Here is a 22,384-nt window from a genome sequence, read left to right as displayed (position 1 = left end):
TGGCAGCCCCATATCGAAGCGCTTCCCGGGCTACAAAAATGTCTGATTGAAGTCAAGGCGCGCCCCCTGCACAATAAGGCTACGACGTTTTCGATGGCGATGCCGATTGGAACGAATGGAGCAAACTGACGGAGGGGTGAAGCAGATGGAGCATACGACCATGCGCACGGGAACGCGCAAGGAAAGATTATCCTGGTCCGCCATCGCAAGACGGCTGAAAAAGGATAAATGGATGTACATTCTTCTGTTGCCGGGACTGTTGTACTTCCTTATCTTCAAATATGTTCCGATGTGGGGAGCATTGATTGCTTTCAAAAACTATCAGCCGTTCACCGGCTTTTGGGGCAGCGAATGGGTCGGGTTCGAGCATTTCAGGAACTTTTTCCAGAACCCGGACTTTTTCAAGCTGCTGCGCAATACGCTGCTCTTGTCGCTATACAACCTGTTGTTTTTCTTTCCGGCGCCGATCGTTCTCGCGCTGCTGCTGAACGAGATTCGCATCTCCTTCTATAAAAGAACGATTCAGACGCTCATCTACGTGCCGCACTTCATCTCCATGGTTATTGTGGCCAGCATTACCTACGTGCTGCTGACGACACAGGGCGGCGTTGTGAACCAGTTCATCGAGAGCAGAGGGGGAACGCCGATCGATTTTCTGGCCGACCCGGACTGGTTCCGCCCGCTGATCATCCTGCAGACGATCTGGAAGGAATGCGGCTGGGGGACGATCATCTTCCTCGCTGCGCTGGCCGGCGTCGATGTCGAGCAGTACGAGGCGGCAATCGTCGACGGCGCGAACCGCTGGCGCCAAATGTGGCATATTACGCTGCCGTCGATTCGCAGCACGATCATTATTTTGCTCATTTTGCGCATGGGCGATGTGCTCGAGAACGGCTTCGAGCAAATTTATTTGATGACGAACGCGCTCAATCGCGAAGTGGCCGACGTGTTCGATACGTACGTCTATTTCATGGGGATTACCCAAGGCTCGTTCAGCTATAGTACGGCGGTAGGCTTGTTCAAGTCGCTGGTCGGCGTGGTGCTCGTGTTCGGCAGCAACTGGCTGGCCAAAAAATTCGGCCAAAGCGGCATTTATTGACGGGAGGGGAAGCCGATGAACAAACATTACAGAACCGTTCCAAGCACGATTTTCGACGTGTTGAACTATACGCTGCTCGGTCTGTTCGCTCTCGTGACGATCCTCCCGTTCATCTATGTCGTCTCCGGATCGTTCGCGACGGAAGCGGAGCATACGCAGAAGGCGTTCTTCCTGATCCCGGAAACATTCACGCTGGCGGGATATCAATATATTTTTTCTTCGAATACGCTCTTTAAAAGCATCGGGGTCTCCATCTACGTAACGGTGGTCGGTACGCTCACGAACCTGCTGTTTACGGTGACGATGGCTTACCCGCTGGCCCGACGCGATCTGATGGGCCGCAATACCGTGCTTAATCTGGTCGTCTTCTCAATGCTGTTCAGCGGCGGTCTGATCCCGGGCTATATCCTCGTGCGCAGCCTGGGCATGCTCGATACGTACTGGGCGCTCATTCTGCCCGGCGCGATCAGTGCATTCAATCTGATCGTCGTCAAAAACTTCTTTCAGGAGCTGCCCGCCGGTCTGGAAGAATCGGCCCGGATTGACGGTTGCACGGAGATCGGCGTGCTGTGGCGCATCGTGCTGCCGCTGTCCAAGCCGGTGCTGGCGACGTTCGGCCTGTTCTATGCCGTAGGCCACTGGAACAACTTCTTCAATGCGCTGCTGTACATTAACGACGCGACCAAATGGCCTTTGCAGGTGCTGCTGCGGCAGATGGTCATGCTGTCCCAGATTAGCCTCGGCGATTCGTCCAATCTGGACCCGACGTTCGTGCAGCCGCCGGAGCAGACCGTGAAGATGGCGGTCATCGTCGTCGGCACGGTTCCGATTCTGCTGGTGTATCCGTTCCTGCAGAAGCATTTTGCCAAAGGGGTATTGATCGGCTCGATCAAAGGCTGACCAGCGCCAAAGACGCGCGAGGCTCGAAGCGCGAAGGTCGCACCGCTGCCTGTTATCGGTTTCGACTCGCCCCGTCCTGCAGGCACGCGCCAGCAGGGCGGGAGGGTTGACATACACTATATCGCAATGATCAAAAAGGAGGGCACCAGCATGAAGTTGAGAAAGAGAGCCGCGAAAAAATGGGCCGCATCGATCGTCGTCACCGCGCTTGCGCTGACATCCGTCGCCTGCCAAAGCGGAGGAGCGCCGGCAGGCGAGAATAACGCGGCAAACGGCGACGGAGGCTCCGACAAGCCGATGGACATTACGATCATGATGCCGGTATTCAAGACGGAGTATCCGAAGGATGACAGCCCGGTCCTTGCGGAAATCGAGAAGCTGACGAATACGAATCTGCATATCGAATGGGTCCCGAACTCCTCTTACGGGGACAAGGTGAACATTACGCTGGCCTCGGCCAAGCTGCCGACGCTCATGGTCATTGAAAAATCGTCCAGCTTCGTCAACGCCGCCAGAGCCGGAGCGTTCTGGGATCTGACGCCTTACCTCAAGGATTACCCGAACTTGAGCCAGGCGAACGAAATCGTGCTGAACAACACTTCCGTCGATGGCAAAATCTACGGCATTTACCGCAAAAGAGACCTTGGCCGCAACGGGATCGTTTACCGCAAGGACTGGCTCGACAATGTCGGTCTGCAGCCGCCGAAGACGATCGACGAGTTTTATAATATGCTGAAAGCGTTTAAGGAGAAAGACCCGGACCAGAACGGCAAGGACGATACGTATGGCATGGTCGTCACCAAATGGACCGGCGGCTGGGGCGGCCCGTTCGACATCATTCAGACATGGTTCGGCGCTCCCAACAAATGGGGCGAAGACGAAAACGGCAAGCTGCAGCCTGCTTTCATGACGAAGGAGTACAAGGATACGCTGGTGTTCTTCAAGAAGCTGTATGACGAGAAGCTGATCAACCAGGACTTCGCCGTATTCGATACCGCCAAATATTCCGATCCGCTCATCAACGGCCAGGCGGGCGTCATGGTCGACGTACTGGACAACGCTGCGCGTGTCGACGAGAAGATTCACGACATGCAGCAGAAGGCGGGCAAAACGACCGATCCCAATGTGTCCTTCACGGACGTGATCGGCTCGGTTGAAGGGCCGAAAGGCTTGCGCACGCTGCCGACCTCCGGCTACAACATGATGATCGCCGTGTCCAAAACGGCGGTGAAGAACGAGGATGAGCTGCGCAAGGTGCTCGCATTCCTTGACAAGATGAATGATCCGGAGCTGCAAATTTTGGCGCAAAACGGCATCGAAGGCAAGCATTATACGAAGACTGAAAACGGCATCCAGCCGTCCAAGGATATTGCTATGCTGGACTCCGAGCTGACGGGTCTCAACCAGATGCTGATGTTCATTCCTGAAGACCGCACGCTGAAGCCGATACAGACGCCGATTCGCAAGAAGCAGGCCGAGACGATCAAGGAGAACGAGAAGATCGTCGTGGCCAACCCGGCCGAGCCGCTGATTTCCGAAGTGTACGCCCAGAAAGGTCCTCAGCTGGACAACATTATCAACGACGCCCGCGTCAAATATATCGTCGGCCAAATCGACGACGCCGGTTGGGAGGCAGCCATCGAGCTGTGGAAGAAGAGCGGCGGCGACGATTATGTGAAAGAAATCAACGAGCTGTACGCGAAATTGCCGAAATAATTCATTCCACGAAAGGGCGGGCCTGGCATCACGGCCCGCTCTTTTTCCAGGTGCGCAAAGCCGTATATTCGCTTTAGACGCAGGGAGGTATGGGCATGATCGTCAAAAGATGGTCGGACTATGCGCGAGGCGGCGCCCCCTTGTGGATTCAGCGCGCCGCTCACCAAGCGTACGACAATCCGCCGATGCATCGGCACGAATTCTACGAGCTGGTGTATGTCGTTCATGGAACGGGCGTTCATCTCGTCGGCGACCGACGTCACCCGCTCCTCGCCGGCAGCGTGTTCGTCGTGCATCCGGGAGAGCCGCACCAGTATCTGCTGGGGAGCGGGGACAGTCTGGAGATCGTCAACTGCATGTTCCGCAGAGAATGCCTGGTATCCTCGCTTCCGCCCGACCCGACGCTGGCCGGGCTTGCTTATCTGGCTCCGATCTATGACGGCGCTGCGCGATTTCCGCCGGCGCTGCAGTTGGATAGCGAGGAATCGTCCGCCCTCCTCGGGCTCCTGGAGGACATTTTGCGCGAGATGAGGCTCGGGCTGCCCGGCTATGCCGTTGCCGCCAGGAACAAGCTGGCCGAAGTATTGATCTTGCTGTCCCGGTACGCCGCCGCCCCCCAAGCGGAGAACGAAGCGGTCCCCCGCTCCGCTGCGGCGAACGGCCACGAGATTACGGCAAGACGGATGCGCGCGTATTTGGAACGCCATTTTTCGCAAAAGATCACGCTCGCGACCTTGTCCCTCCGCTTCAATATGAGCGAACGCCATATCAACCGGATCTTCAAGCACGAGACGGGCAAAAGCGTGACGGAGACGCTGCAGCATATCCGCATCGAGCGGGCCAGGCAGCTCTTGCGGGAGACGAGCCGCAGCATCGAAGCGGTCGCGACGGCTGTCGGGTTCGGCGACGCCTCGTTCTTCTCGCGGCTGTTCCTGCGGCAGGTCGGGTGCACGCCGGGCCAATACCGCAAGCAGCACCGCCGGCTGACTCCCGTGCCGGAACGCGCTGCGGACCAGGCGACGCAGCGCGAGGCGGCAGCGGCGGTTCGGCGAGGATAGGCGAAGGAGCGGAAGAAGCCGCAAGGGGGCGGCTCGGAGGAGTGCAGAACCCCGTCCTGCTGCATGTTGTCTTGTTTAGCAAGGATTTTGTCCTGATCGGCTATACAACAAGCGCCCTCCGATCATTTAAGATAAGCTTAACGCTAGCCGCAATTGGCGATTTGGCGTCGTTTCGGAAGCGTTTGCGGCTGACAGTTATCATCAAAAACGATCAGAATAGGGGTGTCTTGCGATGGTTTTACGCAAATGGGCGATTACTTTTCTAGCAGCGTTGACGGCGGCTTCTGCGCTGACGGCGTGCAGCGGCGGTGCGGTGGAGGAGCCGACGGTAGCTCCGCCTGCCGATGCGGGCGACGAGCCGGCCGAGCTCGTTTTCTATTCGATGAGCCGCGATTCGGAGGCCAGCTTCAATGAGCGGTATGGCGATGCGATCCGGCGAAAGTTTCCGAATTATACGATCAAGTATATTCAGAGGGCTCAAGGACAAGATTTGCCCGATCTGATTAACGCCGGCACGCGCATCGACATCCACTGGGATTCGATCGGCTCGTTCCCGGGAAGCAACCTCGTCTACGAGCTGAGCTACGATATGACCGAGCTGATCAAGAAGCACAATGTCGATTTGAGCCGCTTCGAGCCGACGCTGATCGACGCCATCAAGCAGCTCGGCGACGGCAAAATTTACGGCCTGCCCGTGTATAACGAACGGATGGCGCTGTACTACAACAAGGATTTATTCGACAAGTTCGGCGTGCCCTATCCGAAGGACGGCATGACGTGGGAGGAGATCGCCGACCTGTCCAAGAAGCTGAGCATCGAGCAGGACGGCATTTCATATACGGGCTTTTCCCCATCGGTCAACCATATGTTCCTTACGAATCCGTACTCGATTCCGCTGCTGGACAAGGAGACGCAGCGGTCGACGCTGCAGGATGAGCGGTGGAAGAAAGTGATCGACGCCATGCTCATTCAGCCGACCAATACGCCGGTATATCGCAAGGCTATGGGGAATTTTAAAGGCAAGGTGCTGGATCTGGGCCATTTCGCAACCGAACAGACGCTGGCGATGTTCGTCTCGTCGCCGCTGCTGCCGATCGTCAAGAAGGAGGAGCTGTCCAAGTTTAACTGGGACATCGTCTCTTATCCGGTGATGAGCGATCTGCCGGGCGTCGGGCCGCAATCGTACCCGGGCTACTTCGCGATCACGAAGATGGCAGAGAACAAGGACGCGGCGATGAAGGTCATAAAATATTTGACGTCCGACGAATATCAGCTCGATATGGCCAAGAAGGGCATTATGACGACGCTGAAGGACGAAACGATCCAGAAGGCACTCGGTCAGGAGAGCGAGTTCAAGGGCAAAAACTACGGCGCCTTCTTCTATAACCAGTTCCCCGAGATGGCGTACAAATCGGTGCTCGAAAGCCAGGTGCCGGTGCTTGCGACGTACACGAAAAGCTTGAATAAGGTGGCGTCCGGCGAGGTGGATTTGAACACGGCGCTAAGGACGGCGGAGGAAGAGACGAACAAGCTGCTGGACGATTTCCAGAAGAAGAACTGACGGTTTGCGCCTGCATTTGGCTGAATGCGGCGTCTGCTGTATACGAAGGCGACGGCCGGTGACGAGACTCTTCGCCAGTCATCGGCGTCTAATGGATAAAGCGCGGCGATGGCGGCGCGGCAACAGGAGGTTTCTATCCACATGAACGAATGGTTTGAAGGGTTTACGATCGGCGACTTGCTGTACGAGAATGCGTTTGCCAAAGCGGAAGACGTCGCCGGCTTTCGGATGGAAGGGCCGGGAGAGCCGTCGTTTCCGCTGGGCCGCATGCGGCTGGAGAGCCGGCTTGACGCTTCGGAAGGGCAGAAGGCCAATTTCGTCTTCTGGTGCCCGGAGGTGCTGCCGGATTCGTTCGCCGCGGAATGGGATTTCTGGCCGATTCGCGAGCCCGGCCTGTGCATGCTGTTCTTCGCGGCGACAGGGCGCGGCGGCCAGGATGTGCTCGATCCGTCGCTCAGCAAGCGCGAAGGCATCTACGACCAGTATCATCATGGCGATATCAACGCTTATCATATCGCCTATTTCCGCCGGGCGCTGGCGGAAGAGCGGGCCTTCCACGTCTCCAACCTGCGCAAAAGCTACGGCCTTCACCTGGTCGCGCAGGGAGCGGACCCGATTCCAGGCGTGGCTGACGCCAAAGGCCCGTACCGCATCCGGCTGCTCAAGTGCGGCCCGGACATCCGCTTCTCCATCGGCGGGCTGCCGGTGCTCAGCTGGACGGACGACGAAGCGCTTGGGCCGGTGCTCGGCGCGGGCCGGATCGGGTTCAGGCAGCTCGCTCCGCTGATTGCCGAATACGCGAATTTCAAAGTATATGCCGTCAAACGATAAAAGGATTCCGTACGCCGATGCGCAGCAGCGCCTCGGCGTTTCGGCATTGCAGAGGGAGCGGGGCCGCGCCGCTATGGCTGGGGCTGCGATTCAGGAGAAGGGCGAGCAAAGCGGAGAAATCCCCCGGAGGCGGTGACGCAGACGATGAACCGAATCGCGCTTGCGATCCGGCAATGGTACGGCAGCATGCGGATCAAGCATAAAGTGTTTTTGCTGCTGGCGGTCATGATGGGCTTTTGCGCCGCAATCACGTTCGGCGCGCTGCAGTACGCCTATTCCATCTACGACGGGCAAATCTACGAGAAGTCGTCGCAGGTGCTGAACTTGTCGGCTACAGGGATCGAGAACGAGCTGAGGAAGATCGAACAGCTGTCCTTCAACGTGGCTACCGACGAGGAGATTCAGAACATGCTGCGGACGATGAACGGCGATCCGCCGGGATATGAGGCGCTTGTGCTGCGCTCCAAGATCGAATCGAGGCTCGTCCAGTATGCCGGATACGTGCAAAATATTTATTCGATCCAGCTGACGGATATGGCAGGCAACGAATATACGGCGGGGATGAGGGCGCCGTTCACTCCCGAGCAGCGTCGCCTAATTGAGCGGGAGGCGGCCAAGGAGCCGGGCTCGGCCCGCTGGATTTATCCGGGGGCGGCGGACGCCTCGCTGATCAGCGCGAGGATCGTGCGTTCCTACGCCGCGAATCTGGAGCTGGATGCGATCGGGATGGTCATCGTCCGCGTCCGTCTCGACCAGATTGTGGAGGACGTCTCCGCAGGCACGGCGCTGAAGGACGGGGAGCTGATCGTGGCGTCCGGGGCTGACATCGTTTACCCCCTCGAGGGCGGCGTCGAACTGCCCGAATTGGCCAAGGGAGCGGGCAGGGGCGGCTATGAGCTGACCGAGCTGGACGGCCGCCCCTATTTTCTCTCCCATTTCTATTCGGCCAATACAGGCTGGACGTACTACAGCCTCATTCCGTTCGGCCACATTTTCGAGCGGATTGCGTGGATGAAGAACGTGCTGCTGATTTTCTTTGTCGTCAGTCTCCTGACGGTGCTTGCGCTCGCGGTACAGTTTTCCAAGGGGATTACGAAGCCGATTGAAGCGCTGATCGCCCGCATGAAGCAGGCGCAAAAAGGCGACTTTTCCCTGGGCGATCTGGACGATGCGTCGGTCGTCGCCAAGCTGCCGATGGACGAGGTCGGCCAGCTGCACCGGACGTTCCGCACGATGATCGGGAGAATCGACGAGCTGATCACGGAAAATTACGCGAAGCAGCTGACCATCAAGGAAACCGAATTCAAAGCGCTGCAGGCGCAGATCAATCCCCACTTTCTGTACAACACGCTGGAGTCGGTCAACTGGCTCGCCAAGCTGAACGGCCAGCCGCAAATTTCGAGCATGGTCGAGGCGCTCGGATTTTTGCTGCGCAATTCGATGAGCCTGAAGGATTCGCTCATTACGGTCGGGCAGGAGATCGACATCGTCCGGCATTACGTGCAGATTCAGCAATACCGGTTCGCGGAGCGGCTCGATTTCCGGCTGGACGTTCCCGAGCGGCTGCACCGTTACTGCATTCCGAAGCTGACGCTGCAGCCCTTGCTCGAAAACGCCATTCACCATGCGCTGGAGCCGAGCGTCGACCCGTGCCGCATCGCGATTCGCGCTGTGGAGGAGGCGGAGTCGTTCCTGCTGGTGGTGGAGGATGACGGGCCGGGCATGTCCCCGGAGCGGCTGGAATTGGTGCGCGCCGGCGACGCCAGCACGAACGGGAAGGGCATCGGGCTGAGCAATATCGGGGAGCGGATCGCCCTCTCCTTCGGCGAAGCTTACGGAATTCAGGTGGACAGCGAACCCGGAGCAGGAACGAGGGTCGCTATCCGACTACCTTATGAAACGGGGTGTTCTCGTGTATAAAGTGCTTCTTGTCGACGATGAGCGCATCATCCTGGACGGCATCTCCCGCATCGTCGATTGGGCGGCGGCCGGCACTGCGCTCAGCGGCACTGCCCGCAACGGGCTGGAAGCGTACGCAATGATCGAGCGGGATACGCCGGATATCGTCATATCCGATATCCGGATGCCGGGGATGGACGGTCTGGAACTGGTCGCCAAAGTTACGGCGCAATATCCCGGCGTGAGATTCATCATGCTCTCCGGCTTCGGCGAATTCGATTACGCCCGCTCGGCCATGCAGTACGGCGTCCGGCATTATTTGCTCAAGCCGTGCAACGAAGCGCAAATCGTGGAAGCGCTGCGTGAGCTGGTGGAGGAGCTGCGCGAATCCGAGCGGAGGGAGACGTTCGTCCAAAACTTGAAGCAGGGACTGGAAAAAGTGCTCCCGCATGTCAAAGAGCAGTTCCTGAAGGAATTCGTCACGAACAAAACTTACGGGGGCAAAGACTGGGAGTATTACGGAGAGCTGTTCGATCTCCGCCTGGACGGCCGCAAGGTGCGCCTGATCGTGTTTCAGTTGGAGGGCCGGTTCGAGTTCGAGCACCTGTTCGCCGTCAAAAATATCGCGGAGGAGCTGCTGAACCAGCCTCTGCTCAGCTCGACGGTCGGGGAGCACGTATTGGTCGTGATTAGAGACGAGGAAGCGCCGGAGCGGCTGCATGATCGCATTGCCCGCATCCGCGAGACGTTTCTCGGCTACTATAAAATCGATTTGACGATTGCGCTCAGCGACGCGGACGATATCGTCTTCGCCCGCCGATTGTACAGGCAGACGCTGGAATGCTTGAAGCACCGCTTTTACCTGGGGGAAGGGAGCCTGATCACCCGTCAGGATATCACCGATGCGGACGCCGGCGAAGGCAAGGAATTGTCCTTTGACGAGGAGGACCTGATCCTCCAGCTCAAGGCCGGCCGCTGGGACGACGCGAGCAGCGCCATCGACCGCTTTTTCCAGCAGCTTGGCAGCCTGCGCTCCGATATTCAGACGGCGAAATCGTATGCCGTTCAGCTGTTCATGGCCATCGTGCGCTTAGGCCCGCCCGGTCAGGCGAACCAGGCGATGGATCAACTGGTCGCGCTGACGCAGATGGAGACGCTGCAGAGCATCCAGTTCCTGGTGAAGTCGGTTGCCAAGGAGATCGCCCACAGGCAGTACGAGCTGAACAAACGCAAGCATTCCGCCATCGTGCGCAAGGTGATGGACATCGTCGACGAGCATCTCGGCGATTCGGAGCTTTCCTTGAACTGGGTAGCCCGGCGCATGCTGTATATGAACGCGGATTATCTCGGCAAGCTGTTCAAGAAGGAGACTGGCGACAAATTTTCCAATTATGTCATCCGCCAGCGCATCGCCCGCGCGGCCGAGTGGCTTGCCTCCGGCGAGGACATCAAAATTTTCGAGCTGGCCGAACGGCTCGGCTTCGGAGACAACCCCCAATATTTCAGCCAAGTGTTCAAAAAGTATGTGGGCTGCACGCCCTCGGAATACAGCAAGGCGCCGACAGAGGTCGGTTTTTTAAACAAGGATGACGGTTTTTTGGATTAACGACCCTGCGATATTCGAAGATAATGAATTATGTAAGCACTACCAACAGAAGCTCTTCGAACAGGGGGAAATGCGATGAAGAAAGCGATGACCGTACTGCTCTCGATAGCGATGACTGCTGCCGCCGCAGGCTGCGGCAGCGGAGGAGGCGCCGCTCCAACGGACGGGCAGCCGGCGAGCGGAGGGAGCGGCGGCAGCGGCGACCCCGTCAAGCTGCGCATTGCCTGGTGGGGCGGGCAGGCCCGTCACGACTATACGCTGAAAGTCATTGAGATGTACGAGAAGCAGAACCCTAACGTCAAGATCGAGACGGAATACGCATCGTTCGACGATTATTGGAAGAAGCTTGCCCCGCAGGCGGCGGCCAATCAGCTGCCCGATATCATTCAAATGGATATTTCGTATTTGACGCAATACGGAGGCCGCGGGCAGCTGGAGGATTTGACGCCTTATACGAAGAACGGGCTGCTCGATGTCAGCTCGGTCAGCCCCAACACGATCGCCGGCGGGCAGATCGACGGCAAGCTGTACGCCATGACGACCGGCGTCAACGCGCTCGCATCCATCATGGATTGGGAGATGCTGAAGCAGGCGGGCGTGGAGGTGCCCCTGAACAAGAACTGGACCTGGGAAGATCTCGACGCGCTGGCGGCCAAGATGAAGTCGGCAGGCAAATTCATGGGCGGCCTGCGGCACGACGTCTTCTTCGCCTATTATTTGCGCACCGTAGACGAGAAGATGTACAGCGCTGACGGGGCGACGCTCGGTTACGAGGACGACAAGCATTTCATCGACTATTTCACCCGCTATAAAAAATGGTACGACGCCGGCTATCTGCTCTCGCTGGATAAAGAGGCGACGAAAAAAGGCACGCCGGAGGACGACGAAATGGTGCTCGGCAACTCGATCTCGTCTAACGGCTGGTCCAATCAGTTCCTCGGCCTGGCCAATGCGGCCAAGCGTCCGCTTGAGCTGCAGCCTATGCCCGGGCCGAACGCCAAGAAGGGCATGTTCCTGAAGCCGAGCATGTACTTCTCTGTCACCGCCAATTCCAAGCAGAAAGAAGAAGCGGTCAAATTCATCAACTTCTTCATCAACGATATCGAAGCGAACAAGCTGATCAAGGGCGAGCGCGGCGTCCCCGTATCGTCCAAGGTGAAGGAGGCTTTGAAGCCGCTGCTTACTCCCGACGAAGCCAAAGTATTCGATTACGTCGCTTGGGCCGAGGAGAACAGCAGCCCGATGGACCCGCCGAACCCGATCGGCTCGATCGAGGTCGAGAAGCTGCTGAAGGATACGAGCGAGCAAATTTTGTACAACAAAATCTCCGTCGAGGATGCGGCGGCCAAATTCCGCAAGGAAGCAAACGCGATCCTGGCCAAAAACAAGAAGTAGCGGCATAGAAGACCGGCTGGCTCGCTTCGCATCGGAGTGCAGCCCCGGCGTGTTCGCATGCGGCGCTGCGCTGTGACGGGCTGCGACCGACCGCCCCGCATGGAACATCGGGGATTGGCAGCAATTCTTCCCAATGAATCTTTCATGGAAGGGTTGCTGCTTTTTTGCTATAATTGATAATGATTATTGTTATTAATTGCGAAGCGTAAGCAAGCGATCTCGAAGGTGAGCGAATGTCCGTGCATCATCAAATGCCGCTTTGGAATCACGCATCCATCCGGGTGCTCGATATACGGCGGTCCGCCGTCCTGCCGGGAGACAGCGTCCGCCTCCGCCTGCCGGCGAGCACGTTCCTGTATGCGGCAAGCGGACGGGGACAGATCCATATCGACGGCGCCGCCCATGCGAGCGACGGCTGCTATATATGCCACGCCGGCAAGGGCGCATCGCTGGATATCGTCCGGGTTGCGGAGGCCATCGATTATTTTTTAATTTTCTACAAAGCGGTCATGCCCCATTCAAGCCGCCGCGAGCTGCTGGAGCTGTACCGCGACCGCAATGCTTTTCAGGCCGGATACGGCTTCGCCCCCGCCGATCCGCTGCCGCTGTATACGCGCATCGAGCAGATGCACCGGCAATGGCTGCAGAACGACCCGCTGGAGAAATTTCACGTGCGCGCTCTGCTTCACCAGTTCGTGTACGAGGTGATGAAGCAGCGGCAGCTCGCGGGGAGCGCGGAGACGCTCCGCATCGATCCGGTCGGCCGGGCGATCCGCCATATCGAGGAGCATTATGCCGAGCCGCTAAGCCTTCACGCTCTGGCGGAGCTGGTAAACTGCGGCCCCAGGCAGCTGCAGCGGCGGTTCAAGGAGCGCTGCGGGATAGGCCCGATAGAGTATTTGATTCGGGTGCGCATGAATCATGCGCAGGCGATGCTGCTGCATACAGCCGGGGCGGTCAAAGATATTGCCGAAGCGGTAGGTTACGACGACCTGTATTATTTCAGCCGGGCGTTCAAAAAGCATTTCGGCGCTTCTCCCATGCATTTTCGGCGCGATCGTCGCATAAGTTCATCGTCCGTGTCGCCATCGTCCATTGGCTTGGGGCGGGTTCTTCCTTATAGTGTTGTTGACGATGAAAATCATTATCAACTGACAGACGGAGGGGCCTCACTCATGCATACGCGTACGAGATCGATGTTGGCAGTTCACATTTTGCTTATTGTCATGCTGCTCATGGGGGCTTGCTCAGCAGGAAGCGGCGGCAATCCGGCGGCGTCCCCGGGAACTTCGGCTGCCCCGGGCGCTGCGCAAACCGCACAGCAGGCATTCCCGGTAACGATCAAGCATGTCAAAGGGGAACATACGCTCGAGCAGAAGCCGCAGCGGATCGCCGTGCTGGATGTCCAGTACGTGGATCAGCTTGTCGCTCTGAACGAGCAGCCGGCCGGAAGCGTCAAGGCGGCCGGAGCGGCCGCGGACTTCCCCGAATACTTGGCCGGCAAGCTCAAGGATGTCAAAGTGCTCGGCACCTACGAGCAGCCCAATCTGGAAGCGATCCTGGAGATCAACCCGGATTTCATCATTTGCACGGAATTTCATGAGAACATCTACGAGAGCCTGAGCAAAATCGCGCCGACCGTGATGTTCAAGCGCAATGACGATTGGCGGGATACGCTCCTGACGTTCGGCCAAATCACGGGCAAGGAGAAGGAAGCCGAGCAGACCGTACAGGCGTACAAGGAAAAAACGGCCAGGCTGGTTGCCGATTTAGCCGCCAAGCTGGATGGACAGACCGTCGCTCTGATTCGGCCGCGCGACGACATGATTCGGGTGCATACGCCCGGACACCGCACCGGAGCCATTCTGTACAAGGATCTCGGTCTGAAAGCTCCGCAGCAGGTGGCTGAAGCGAACGATACGTCGTATCACGTGTCGCTGGAGGCGCTCGCCGATGTCGGCGCGGATCACTACTTTTTGCTGACGGACGATATGTTCAAAGGGCTGGTGGAGGAGTTTCAGAGCACGACGACATGGAAATCGCTCGAGCCGGTGAAGAACAATCGCGTTTATACGGTCGACACGACGATGTGGATCGGCTACTACGGCCCGATGGCGATCAATCTGGTCGTGGATCAGATTGCGGACACGTTGCTGGGGACGCATTGATATGAGGGATGCTCTTGCACCGCCGCAGTGGGACTTCATGGCAGGCCGCTTCAGCCTGAACTGGCACGACGATGCCCGCCCGTGCGATCGCCGCGTGCGCGTGATCGATTTGCTGGAGCGCGAGAAGTGCGGGGATTACCTGGACAGGCTGGGCGGCTTCATCGGCTCGCCGTCCCGCAGGGTGACGGCTTCCACGCTGGCCAAGCGTTACGCTTTTATCGCGGCTGCTCCTGTGCTGTATGCCATGTCGGTCTACGACAAGGGACTGACGCTTTCGCCCATGCACTGCATATTGGAGACGCCGGTCCCCCAGGAAGGGAATATAGGGGGCACGAAGCTGCCCCGGCTTGGACTTGCGGACTGCCAGGTCACCGAAGCGGCGCCTGGCCGGAGGCGCGAGTGGCGGGAAGAGCTTGTGCGGAGCCTCTTTGCCGAGCATTTGTCCCCCCTGTTCCGCTCCCTGGCCGAAGTCGCTCGGGTCCCGATGCCCGTATTGTGGGAAAATGCCGTCGTGCGCATTGTGCCGCTCTTCGCGGACGCTTTGGAGCAGGCGGCCGATCGGACCGCCGCCGACCGCATTCGCGACGATTTCCGTTATGTCGTCCACGAGAGCCCTGGCGAGCTGTTCGGCGAACGCCGCAATCCGCTGTCCGGGCTGGCCGGCCCTGCCGGAATCGACCTGCCAGACGAGTCCGGTGAGCGTCTTCGCCGCACCTGCTGCTTCTATTACGAAATATCCGGGGAATACTGCAGGCGCTGTCCGCTTCCGTGCCCGCCCGGGCATAAACGATGAGTTTTGGCTACGAATGAAGGCCGCCGACGACGATGTCGGCGGCCTTGTTCACGTAACAGAAAGTTTAACTTTGCAAAAGCGATAAAGCAAAGTGCGACTCTCTTTACCAAGAAAAACGACCGCTAAACCGCGGTCGCTCTTTCCGGGGGAGGCAGGGCGGCTGCCCCCGAATCCTGGTCATTCTCATGGAATTTCATCCAATCCTCAGGCACGATGGCCCGCAATCTGACTTTCTCGCCTTCCCAGATGACAGCAATCAGATGAGCGCAGCTCGGCCTTCCCGCGGCTCGCAGCAGCGCGGACGGAGTCTGCTTTTTGAACAAAAAGTACGGTTTTTTCGATTCCTGCCAGCCCCCCGGAGCGGGATAATAGGATTATACTCATTGATGCGCTTTCAAGGGGAAGAGCGAATTCGTCACACGGGGGGTTTTAGGCCAATGACATGGCAAAAGCTGAAGGACAACGATCATCTGGTAGGTTACATTTTCACGGCCCCGTTCATTCTGGGCTTTCTCATATTCACGCTGTACCCGATGATTTCGTCGTTATATTACTCGTTCACGGACTACATGCTGATGGATTCGCCGCGTTGGGTCGGGCTCGACAATTACGTCACGATGTTTACGGCGGATGACAAAATCATCAAGTCGCTGCAGGTGACGTTCACCTACGTCTTCGCCAGCGTTCCGCTTCGCTTATGCTTCGCGCTCCTGGTGGCGATGCTGCTGAACAAGGCGATCGGAGGCATCGGCTTGTACCGCTCCGCCTATTACCTGCCTTCGCTGATCGGCGGCAGCGTGGCCGTATCGATCATGTGGACGCAAATTTTCGGCGATCGGGGATTGATCAACTCGGCGCTCGCGCTGATCGGCATCGAGACGACGACATCGTGGATCGGCTACCCGGGAACCGCCCTCTGGACGCTGATCGCGCTGTCCGTCTGGCAGTTCGGCTCGTCCATGCTGATTTTTCTGGCCGGCCTCAAAAACATTCCGGCGTCTTACTACGAAGCGGCGAGCGTCGACGGCGCGGGCAAAGTGTACAGCTTCTTCAAGATTACGCTGCCGCTGCTCAGCCCGATCATTTTGTTCAATCTGATCATGCAGACGATTTCCGCCTTCATGACGTTTACGCCGGCCTACATCATTTCCCGCGGGGAAGGCGGGCCGCTCGACAATACGCTGCTGTATTCGCTGTACCTGTACCGGAGGGCGTTCCAGTTCTTCGAGATGGGCTATGCGTCGGCCATGGCGTGGGTGATGCTGATTCTTATCGGCCTGATCACGCTGCTGATCTTCCAGACCTCCAAATATTGGGTGCACTACGAGGCGAAAGGAGACAAATAACATGACATTCGGCACAAAAAGCAAAAACTCCGTCTTGTACCATCTGCTGGTTGGCGGTCTGGCGCTGGTGATGATCTATCCGATTCTATGGCTTGCGGCCAGCTCGCTGAAGCCGAATCACGAAATTTTCGCCAATGCCTACAGCCTGATTCCGTCCCGCCTCGAGTTCTCGAACTACGTCAGCGGCTGGAACGGCTTTGCCGGCACGACGTTCGCCACCTTTTTCAAAAATTCCTTCATCATCGTGATCTGGTCGACGGTCGGCGCGGTCGCTTCGTCGGCGCTCGTCGCTTACGGGTTCGCGCGCATCCGCTTTAAAGGCAAAGGCTTCTGGTTCGGCTGCCTGATGATGACGATGATGCTGCCGCATGACGTGACGGTCATTCCGCAGTACGTCATGTTCGCCAAGCTCGGCTGGCTGTCCTCGTTCAAGCCGATTATCGTTCCGAGCTTTTTCGCGATGCCGTTCTTCGTCTTTCTGATGATGCAGTTTATCCGGACGATTCCGCCGGAGCTCGACGAAGCGGCCAAGATGGACGGCTGCAGCAAGTTCTCGATCTTTTTCAGAGTAGTATTGCCGCTCATCACGCCGGCGCTGGTGACGTCGACGATCTTCTCGTTTTACTGGAAATGGGATGACTTCTACAACCCGCTGCTTTATTTGAACAAGCCGGAGATGTATCCGGTATCGCTGGCGCTCAAGCTGTTCCTCGATGCGGAATCGGTGAACAACTGGGGCGGCATGTTCGCGATGGCGACGCTGTCCCTGTTGCCAATCGTCATCGTGTTCTTCATCTTCCAAAAATATATTGTGGAGGGCATCAGCACCAGCGGTTTGAAAGGATAACAATAGCTTTGCGGCCCTCGGCGAAGAAAGCGGCCCCCGGCGACGGGGGCTTTTCGCTTTGCCGCCGTCAAGGAAGTGCAAGCCGGGCAAAAATGTCCTAGGCCAGGACGGCCTGCCGCAAAAAAGTTCGATTGCCGGAAGCCGGCGAGTTCAGGTATGGTGGAGTCAGGCAAGCTTGGCGCGAAAGCGGGACGGATGGGCCGCCGCCGCTTCGCAGGACCGAAGGCGGCGCAGATAGCGCGGAGCGGATTTTCGCTCGCCTAACGTTTCGCGCGTTTCGCGTGTTTCGCGGCCCGCGGGTCGGTGGCCGGCAGCGCGGCGATTCGGCCGCATACAGTGCCGAGACTGGACGAATAGGACGAAAAGGAGATGGACGCGCATGTCCCATTTTGACGCTGCGGCCTTCAGACAGCCGCCGGCGGAATATCGCATTCATCCGTTCTGGTTTTGGAACGGCGACATGGAGGAGGAGCAGATTGAAGCGCAGATCGGCGAGATGGCGGCTCAGGGAGTCGGCGGTTTTTTCGTCTGCGCGCGCCAGGGGCTGAAGGTCCCTTATTTGTCGGAGGCCTGGTTCGCCAAGGTGCGAGTGGCGGTCGAGGCGGCCGCGAAGCGGGGGATGCATGTCTGGCTGTACGACGAGTACCCGTACCCGAGCGGCATCGCCGGCGGCGAAGTGACGCTGATGCATCCGGAAGCGAAGCATTATACGCTGGAGCATGCCAGCCGCAGGGCGAGCGGCGGCGAGCGGACCCGGATGGAGCTGCCATGGGCCCGCGTTTTGTACGCCAAGGCGGTCCCGGTTGACGCTTGCGGGCAGCGGAGCTGGGCGGAAGCGGTTGATCTTGCGGGCTGCATCGGCAGCACCCAGACGGAGCCGGTATTTCAGAAGGCCGGTCTGACGGCTTACAACCGGAAGCGTTTTTTTACATACCGCACTGCGCTGCAGCTGGAATGGACCACACCGCCGGGAGAATGGGAAATCATCGTCGTCCAGGAGAAGGAGATCGACGATTTCAAATATTACGGCACCTTCGTCGATCCGTGCAACCGGGAAGCGATGGCTGCGTTCATCCGCTTGACGCATGACAAATATGCGCGCTATTTGGGCGAATATTTCGGCAATACCGTAAAGGGGATGTTCACTGACGAAATCGGCCTGCTCGGCGCCGTCCCATGGTCGCCGCAGCTGTGCGAAGCGTTCAAAGCACGGACCGGCTATGAGCTGAAGGACTATTTTCCAGCGCTTCTTTACGCCGACGCTCCGGAAGCGCTGCGCATTCGCTACGATTATTACCAGACCATCCACCTGTTGCTGCGCGAAAATTACCATAAGCAGGTGCACGATTGGTGCGCGCGCCACGGTCTCGAATATGTGGCCGAGGTCCCTTCCGTGCGGATGACGACACAGCTGTTCAGCCATGTGCCCGGCGGCGATTCGGCGCACGAGAAGCTGGGACGCCCGCTCGAATGGGTGCTGAATCACCAGGCGGATCACTTCCGCTGCAACCCGAAAATCGTCAGCTCGCTGGCGCGGCAGCTCGGCCGGGAGCGCAATCTGATCGAATGCTTTCACAGCGTCGGCTGGTCGATGACGCTGCAGGACGCCAAATGGATGATCGACCGGATGGCGGCGCTCGGCACGAACTTTTTCAATTTTCACGCCTTCTTCTATACGCTGGACGGGCTCACGAAGCATGACGCGCCGCCTTCGCAATTTCTGCAAAATCCGTATTGGGCGCACTTCCGCAAGCTTGGCGATTATACGGGGCGAATCAGCTATTTGATGAGCCGGGGCGAGCCCGGGATCGAGATCGCCGTGCTGCAGCCGACGACGTCGCTGTGGACGCTGATGGGCAATCCGTTCCACGGCTTCTCGTACGGCGGGAGAGATGAAGCGGAGAAGGCGCGGCTGATGCGGCTGCGGACGGATTGGGTGAAGCTGTGCGCCGGGCTCGCGCTGTCAGGGCGAGATTACGATCATCTCGATGCGGAGCTGCTGGCGGAAGCCGCCGTGGAGGACGGGACGCTGCGCGTCGGCCCCGTCCGCTATTCCGTCCTGATTATGCCGCCGATGACGAATCTGGAGTCGGGCGCCTGGCGGAAAATCCACGAGTTTCTGCAGTGCGGCGGAACGGTGATCGGGCTCGGCCTGCTGCCTTACGAGACGATCGAGCCGGGCAAGGCGATCGCCGCCGACGTCCGCGCCGCGTTCGGGCTGGAGGCTGACCCGAAGGAATCGTACTGGAGCGAAGCGCCGTCCGCAGCAGCCGCGTCTGGCGCAAGCGGCGGGGCGGTATGCCAGGGACCGGGGAACGCGGCGTATTTCCTGCCGTGGAACGGGGAAGATCCCGCGGCCGGGAAGCGGCTCGGCGAGCTGCTCGACCAGCTTCTTCCGCGGGCGGTGCGGCTTGCGGCGGAGGCGGCCGGGAGCGCGCCCTTCCTGCTGCAGACGCGGCGCTTTGCCGACGGCCGGCATGCTGTGTTCGTCAGCCATCAGGAAGGAGGCACGCGCCGCGTCACGCTCGAGGCGAACCCGGAGCTGCTGTTCGGCGGCGCGGGCGATGCGGCGCTGCCGCGGCCGTCCCGCGGCAGCGCCGACGAGGCTTCCCGGCCCCGGCCGCTTTCCGTTCGCTGGAGCGAGCTGTCGCTGGAGACGGGCGAGGAGTCCGGCCCGCTTGCGGACGGCTGCTTGCTGCCGCTGACGTTCGCGCCGTACGAGTCGAAGCTGCTGCTGCTCACGGCTTGCGGGCCGAGCGAAGCCGCCGCGCGCGGGGAAGCGGACGGCGGCGCGGCAGAGGCGGCCGATGCGCCGCAGGCATGGCAGTGGACCGTCGCTGCGGCGGGAGAGTGGGAGCTCGAGCCGCTTGGTCCGAATGCCGTGCGCCTGGACCGGTTCCGCATGTCGATCCAGCCGGAGGAAGGCGGCGCAGCCGGGGAAGAGCAGGGCGAGTGGGTCGAGGTCAAGACGCTGATCGACCAATGCGCGGACTTGAGCGAGCGCAAGGGGCTGCCCGTGGCGATGAGCCAGCTGTTCGGCACCCCGATGAAGCTGTCGCTGTCTTATCCGCTGCGGGTTCGTTATACGGCCGATTTTGCCGTAGAAGCGCTGCCGGAGCGCTGTCGTCTGCTTATGGACGCAGGCGCCGTCTCGGGCGACTGGACGATCCGCATCAACGGAGCGGCGCGCGGCAAGGAGCATTTCCGGCCGGATTTCCTGTACGACCACCGGAACGTCTCCTGCGATATACGGCCTTTGCTGCGGGAAGGCGTCAACCGGCTCGAGGTCGAGGTGACGGCAGAGCACGATTGGGACGGCCTCGTCGACGCGCTCTATGTGATCGGCAGCTTCGGCGTGCGGTGCGAGCAGGAGTCCGGCGAGAGCGGCGCTGCGCCGCGCCACGTCTTGACGGCGCCTGTCCGCCGTGTCGGCCGGCTCGATGCGGGGCCGTACCCGGGCCTGCCCTATTATGCCGGCCAACTGTCGCTGCGTCGCCGCGTCACGCTGGATACGCTGCCGGACGAACCTGTCTTTCGGCTGACCTTCGCCGGTTGGGACGAGCATTTCCACGACTGCGCCGAGGTATTCGTCAACGGCCTGCCGCTCGGCGTAAGGCCTTGGACGCCTTACGAGTGGACAGGCGACGCTTCGCTGCTGCGCGAAGGGGAGAATGAGCTCGAGGTGCGCGTGACCAATACGCTGGCCGGGCTGCTGGAAGGCAGGCGCTTCGACTACGCGAACCACCGGCTGATCCCGGCATGGGAAGCGGCCAAAGGCTAAATACATGGGCCAGGGCGATTTGCCCGCTGGCTGATGCCATGGGATGGAGCGGCGCCGCGCGGGCAGGCGAAGCCCGGCGAGGGCGCACCGCGCGACCGGGCGAAGCCCCGGCGAAGGCGCACCGCGCGGCCAGGCGAAGCTCCGGCGAGGGCGCACCGCGCGGCCAGGCGAAGCCCCGGCGAGGGCGCACCGCGCGGCCAGGCGAAGCCCGGCGAGGGCGCACCGCGCGGCCAGGCGAAGCCCCGGCGAGGGCGCACCGCGCGGCCAGGCGAAGCTCCGGCGAGGGTGCACCGCACGGCCAGGCGAAGCCCCGGCGAAGGCGCGTCGCACGGCCAGGCGAAGCTCCAGCGAGGGCGCACCGCGCGGGCAAGGAGAGCCTGCCGCGCGGGCTTGACGCGCAGCGCTGAGCTGCCGCCCCAATATGGCCGAACATGCTAACAAGGGGCTGCCCCCGCAGCCGGAAATACCGGCCCAGGGAGCAGCCCCTTTGCTCGCGTGAAAAAAGGATTACTGCGCTTCGTTCCACACTTTCGTGAAATACTCCACCGATGCGTCCATGTTGTCCAGCGTCAAGCCTTCCAGCAAAATATCCACGTGCGGCTTCAACTCGCGGACGCGCTTCAGGAACAGCGGATAGTTCAGCACGCCCTGGCCGAGGCCGGTGTAGGTGCCGAACTTCGGCTGCGTGAGGATATCCTTGGCGTGGAACGCGGCGATGCGGTCACCCAGCGCCGCGAACGCCCGCTCGATCACCTCGTCCTGCCGCGCGACGTTGTCGGCGTCCAGCAAATTGCACGGGTCGAGCACGACGCCGATGTTGGTGGAAGGCACCTCTTCCATGATGCGCAGCATATCGTCCGTGGTGGAGACGTTGAGCGTCGTGGCCGGCTCGATGCCGAAAATCACGCCCCACTTTTCCGCTTCCTCCGCGAGCTCGCTGACGGTGTCGCGAAATATGGACCATGCCTTCTCTGCGTATCCGTCCGGGCTTTCGCCGCGGAACGTGTCGCGTCGCCCTGTCTCTGTCGCGACGATGCTTGTCCCGAAATCGCGGGCATAGCGCAAATGCTCCTTGAAACGGCGAATTTCTTGACGGCGCTGCTCAGGATCGGGGTGAACCGGATTGATATAGCAGCCGAGGATGGCGATGCGCACGCCTTGCTTGTCGAACGCTTCCGCAATGTGATTGGCGAGCCCCGGGCTCAGCTTGCCTGTCGTGCTGTCGATATCGGACAGCGCTTTCGCGAGGGCAAGCTGAACCGAGCGGAAGCCGCGCTCGCCGACCTTTCTCGCCAGCTCCTCCAGCGGCAATTGGCCAAAGTCATGTGCTCGAATGCCAACTTTCATGTTCATTCTATCAGGCCTCCCAAATGAGTGCGTTGAG

15 protein-coding genes are annotated in these 22,384 nt (G+C 59.7%); 14 read left to right on the top strand and 1 reads right to left on the bottom strand.

The window, feature by feature from the left end; translation table 11 throughout:
* Positions 1-160: 160 nt before the first annotated feature.
* The 14 genes from F591_RS0102350 to F591_RS0102280 all read left to right on the top strand — a co-directional run bounded on the left by F591_RS0102350 (position 161) and on the right by F591_RS0102280 (position 21,000).
* Positions 161-1,099, top strand: a complete 939-nt coding sequence (locus F591_RS0102350; RefSeq protein ID WP_245580968.1) for an ABC transporter permease — start codon at positions 161-163, stop codon at positions 1,097-1,099.
* Positions 1,100-1,114: 15 nt separating this feature from the next.
* The gene (locus tag F591_RS0102345; RefSeq protein WP_019532976.1) at positions 1,115-1,999 is read left to right on the top strand and encodes a carbohydrate ABC transporter permease; all 885 of its coding nucleotides are present in this window, start codon (positions 1,115-1,117) and stop codon (positions 1,997-1,999) included.
* Between the two features lie 150 nt (positions 2,000-2,149).
* Positions 2,150-3,715, top strand: a complete 1,566-nt coding sequence (locus tag F591_RS0102340; RefSeq protein WP_019532975.1) for an extracellular solute-binding protein — start codon at positions 2,150-2,152, stop codon at positions 3,713-3,715.
* Positions 3,716-3,810: 95 nt separating this feature from the next.
* Positions 3,811-4,773: a helix-turn-helix domain-containing protein gene (locus tag F591_RS27225; protein WP_019532974.1), complete on the top strand. Its 963-nt coding sequence runs from the start codon at positions 3,811-3,813 to the stop codon at positions 4,771-4,773.
* A 232-nt stretch (positions 4,774-5,005) separates the two neighbouring features.
* A complete protein-coding gene (locus F591_RS0102330) occupies positions 5,006-6,334 on the top strand; it encodes an ABC transporter substrate-binding protein (RefSeq protein ID WP_019532973.1) in 1,329 nt (442 codons plus the stop codon).
* A 141-nt stretch (positions 6,335-6,475) separates the two neighbouring features.
* Entirely contained in the window at positions 6,476-7,165 is a 690-nt protein-coding gene (locus F591_RS0102325) for a DUF1961 family protein (protein ID WP_019532972.1), read from the top strand.
* A 144-nt stretch (positions 7,166-7,309) separates the two neighbouring features.
* A complete protein-coding gene (locus F591_RS0102320) occupies positions 7,310-9,085 on the top strand; it encodes a cache domain-containing sensor histidine kinase (protein ID WP_019532971.1) in 1,776 nt (591 codons plus the stop codon).
* Positions 9,078-10,670 (top strand): response regulator, encoded by a 1,593-nt coding sequence (locus F591_RS0102315; RefSeq protein ID WP_019532970.1) that lies wholly within the window; start codon positions 9,078-9,080, stop codon positions 10,668-10,670. The genes F591_RS0102320 and F591_RS0102315 overlap by 8 nt, the downstream gene beginning before the upstream one ends.
* 75 nt (positions 10,671-10,745) lie before the next feature.
* Entirely contained in the window at positions 10,746-12,065 is a 1,320-nt protein-coding gene (locus tag F591_RS0102310; RefSeq protein WP_019532969.1) for an ABC transporter substrate-binding protein, read from the top strand.
* A gap of 233 nt (positions 12,066-12,298) precedes the next feature.
* Positions 12,299-14,233 (top strand): AraC family transcriptional regulator, encoded by a 1,935-nt coding sequence (locus F591_RS29905; RefSeq protein ID WP_019532968.1) that lies wholly within the window; start codon positions 12,299-12,301, stop codon positions 14,231-14,233.
* Between the two features lies 1 nt (position 14,234).
* The gene (locus F591_RS27215; protein ID WP_051109079.1) at positions 14,235-15,026 is read left to right on the top strand and encodes an IucA/IucC family C-terminal-domain containing protein; all 792 of its coding nucleotides are present in this window, start codon (positions 14,235-14,237) and stop codon (positions 15,024-15,026) included.
* A gap of 437 nt (positions 15,027-15,463) precedes the next feature.
* Positions 15,464-16,372, top strand: a complete 909-nt coding sequence (locus F591_RS0102290; RefSeq protein WP_019532965.1) for a carbohydrate ABC transporter permease — start codon at positions 15,464-15,466, stop codon at positions 16,370-16,372.
* Between the two features lie 70 nt (positions 16,373-16,442).
* On the top strand, positions 16,443-17,219 hold the full coding sequence (locus F591_RS0102285) for a carbohydrate ABC transporter permease (protein ID WP_425414340.1): 777 nt from the start codon (positions 16,443-16,445) through the stop codon (positions 17,217-17,219).
* A gap of 379 nt (positions 17,220-17,598) precedes the next feature.
* Entirely contained in the window at positions 17,599-21,000 is a 3,402-nt protein-coding gene (locus F591_RS0102280; protein ID WP_019532963.1) for a glycosyl hydrolase, read from the top strand.
* Between the two features lie 507 nt (positions 21,001-21,507).
* Here the strand turns inward: F591_RS0102280 and F591_RS0102275 are convergent.
* Positions 21,508-22,353: a sugar phosphate isomerase/epimerase family protein gene (locus tag F591_RS0102275; protein WP_019532962.1), complete on the bottom strand. Its 846-nt coding sequence runs from the start codon at positions 22,351-22,353 to the stop codon at positions 21,508-21,510.
* Between the last annotated feature and the right edge of the window lie 31 nt (positions 22,354-22,384).

Origin of the sequence: Paenibacillus ginsengihumi DSM 21568 (assembly GCF_000380965.1) — a bacterium.
GTDB classification, from domain to species: Bacteria; Bacillota; Bacilli; order Paenibacillales; family NBRC-103111; genus Paenibacillus_G; species Paenibacillus_G ginsengihumi.
This window is presented reverse-complemented; position numbering and strand designations above follow the sequence as displayed.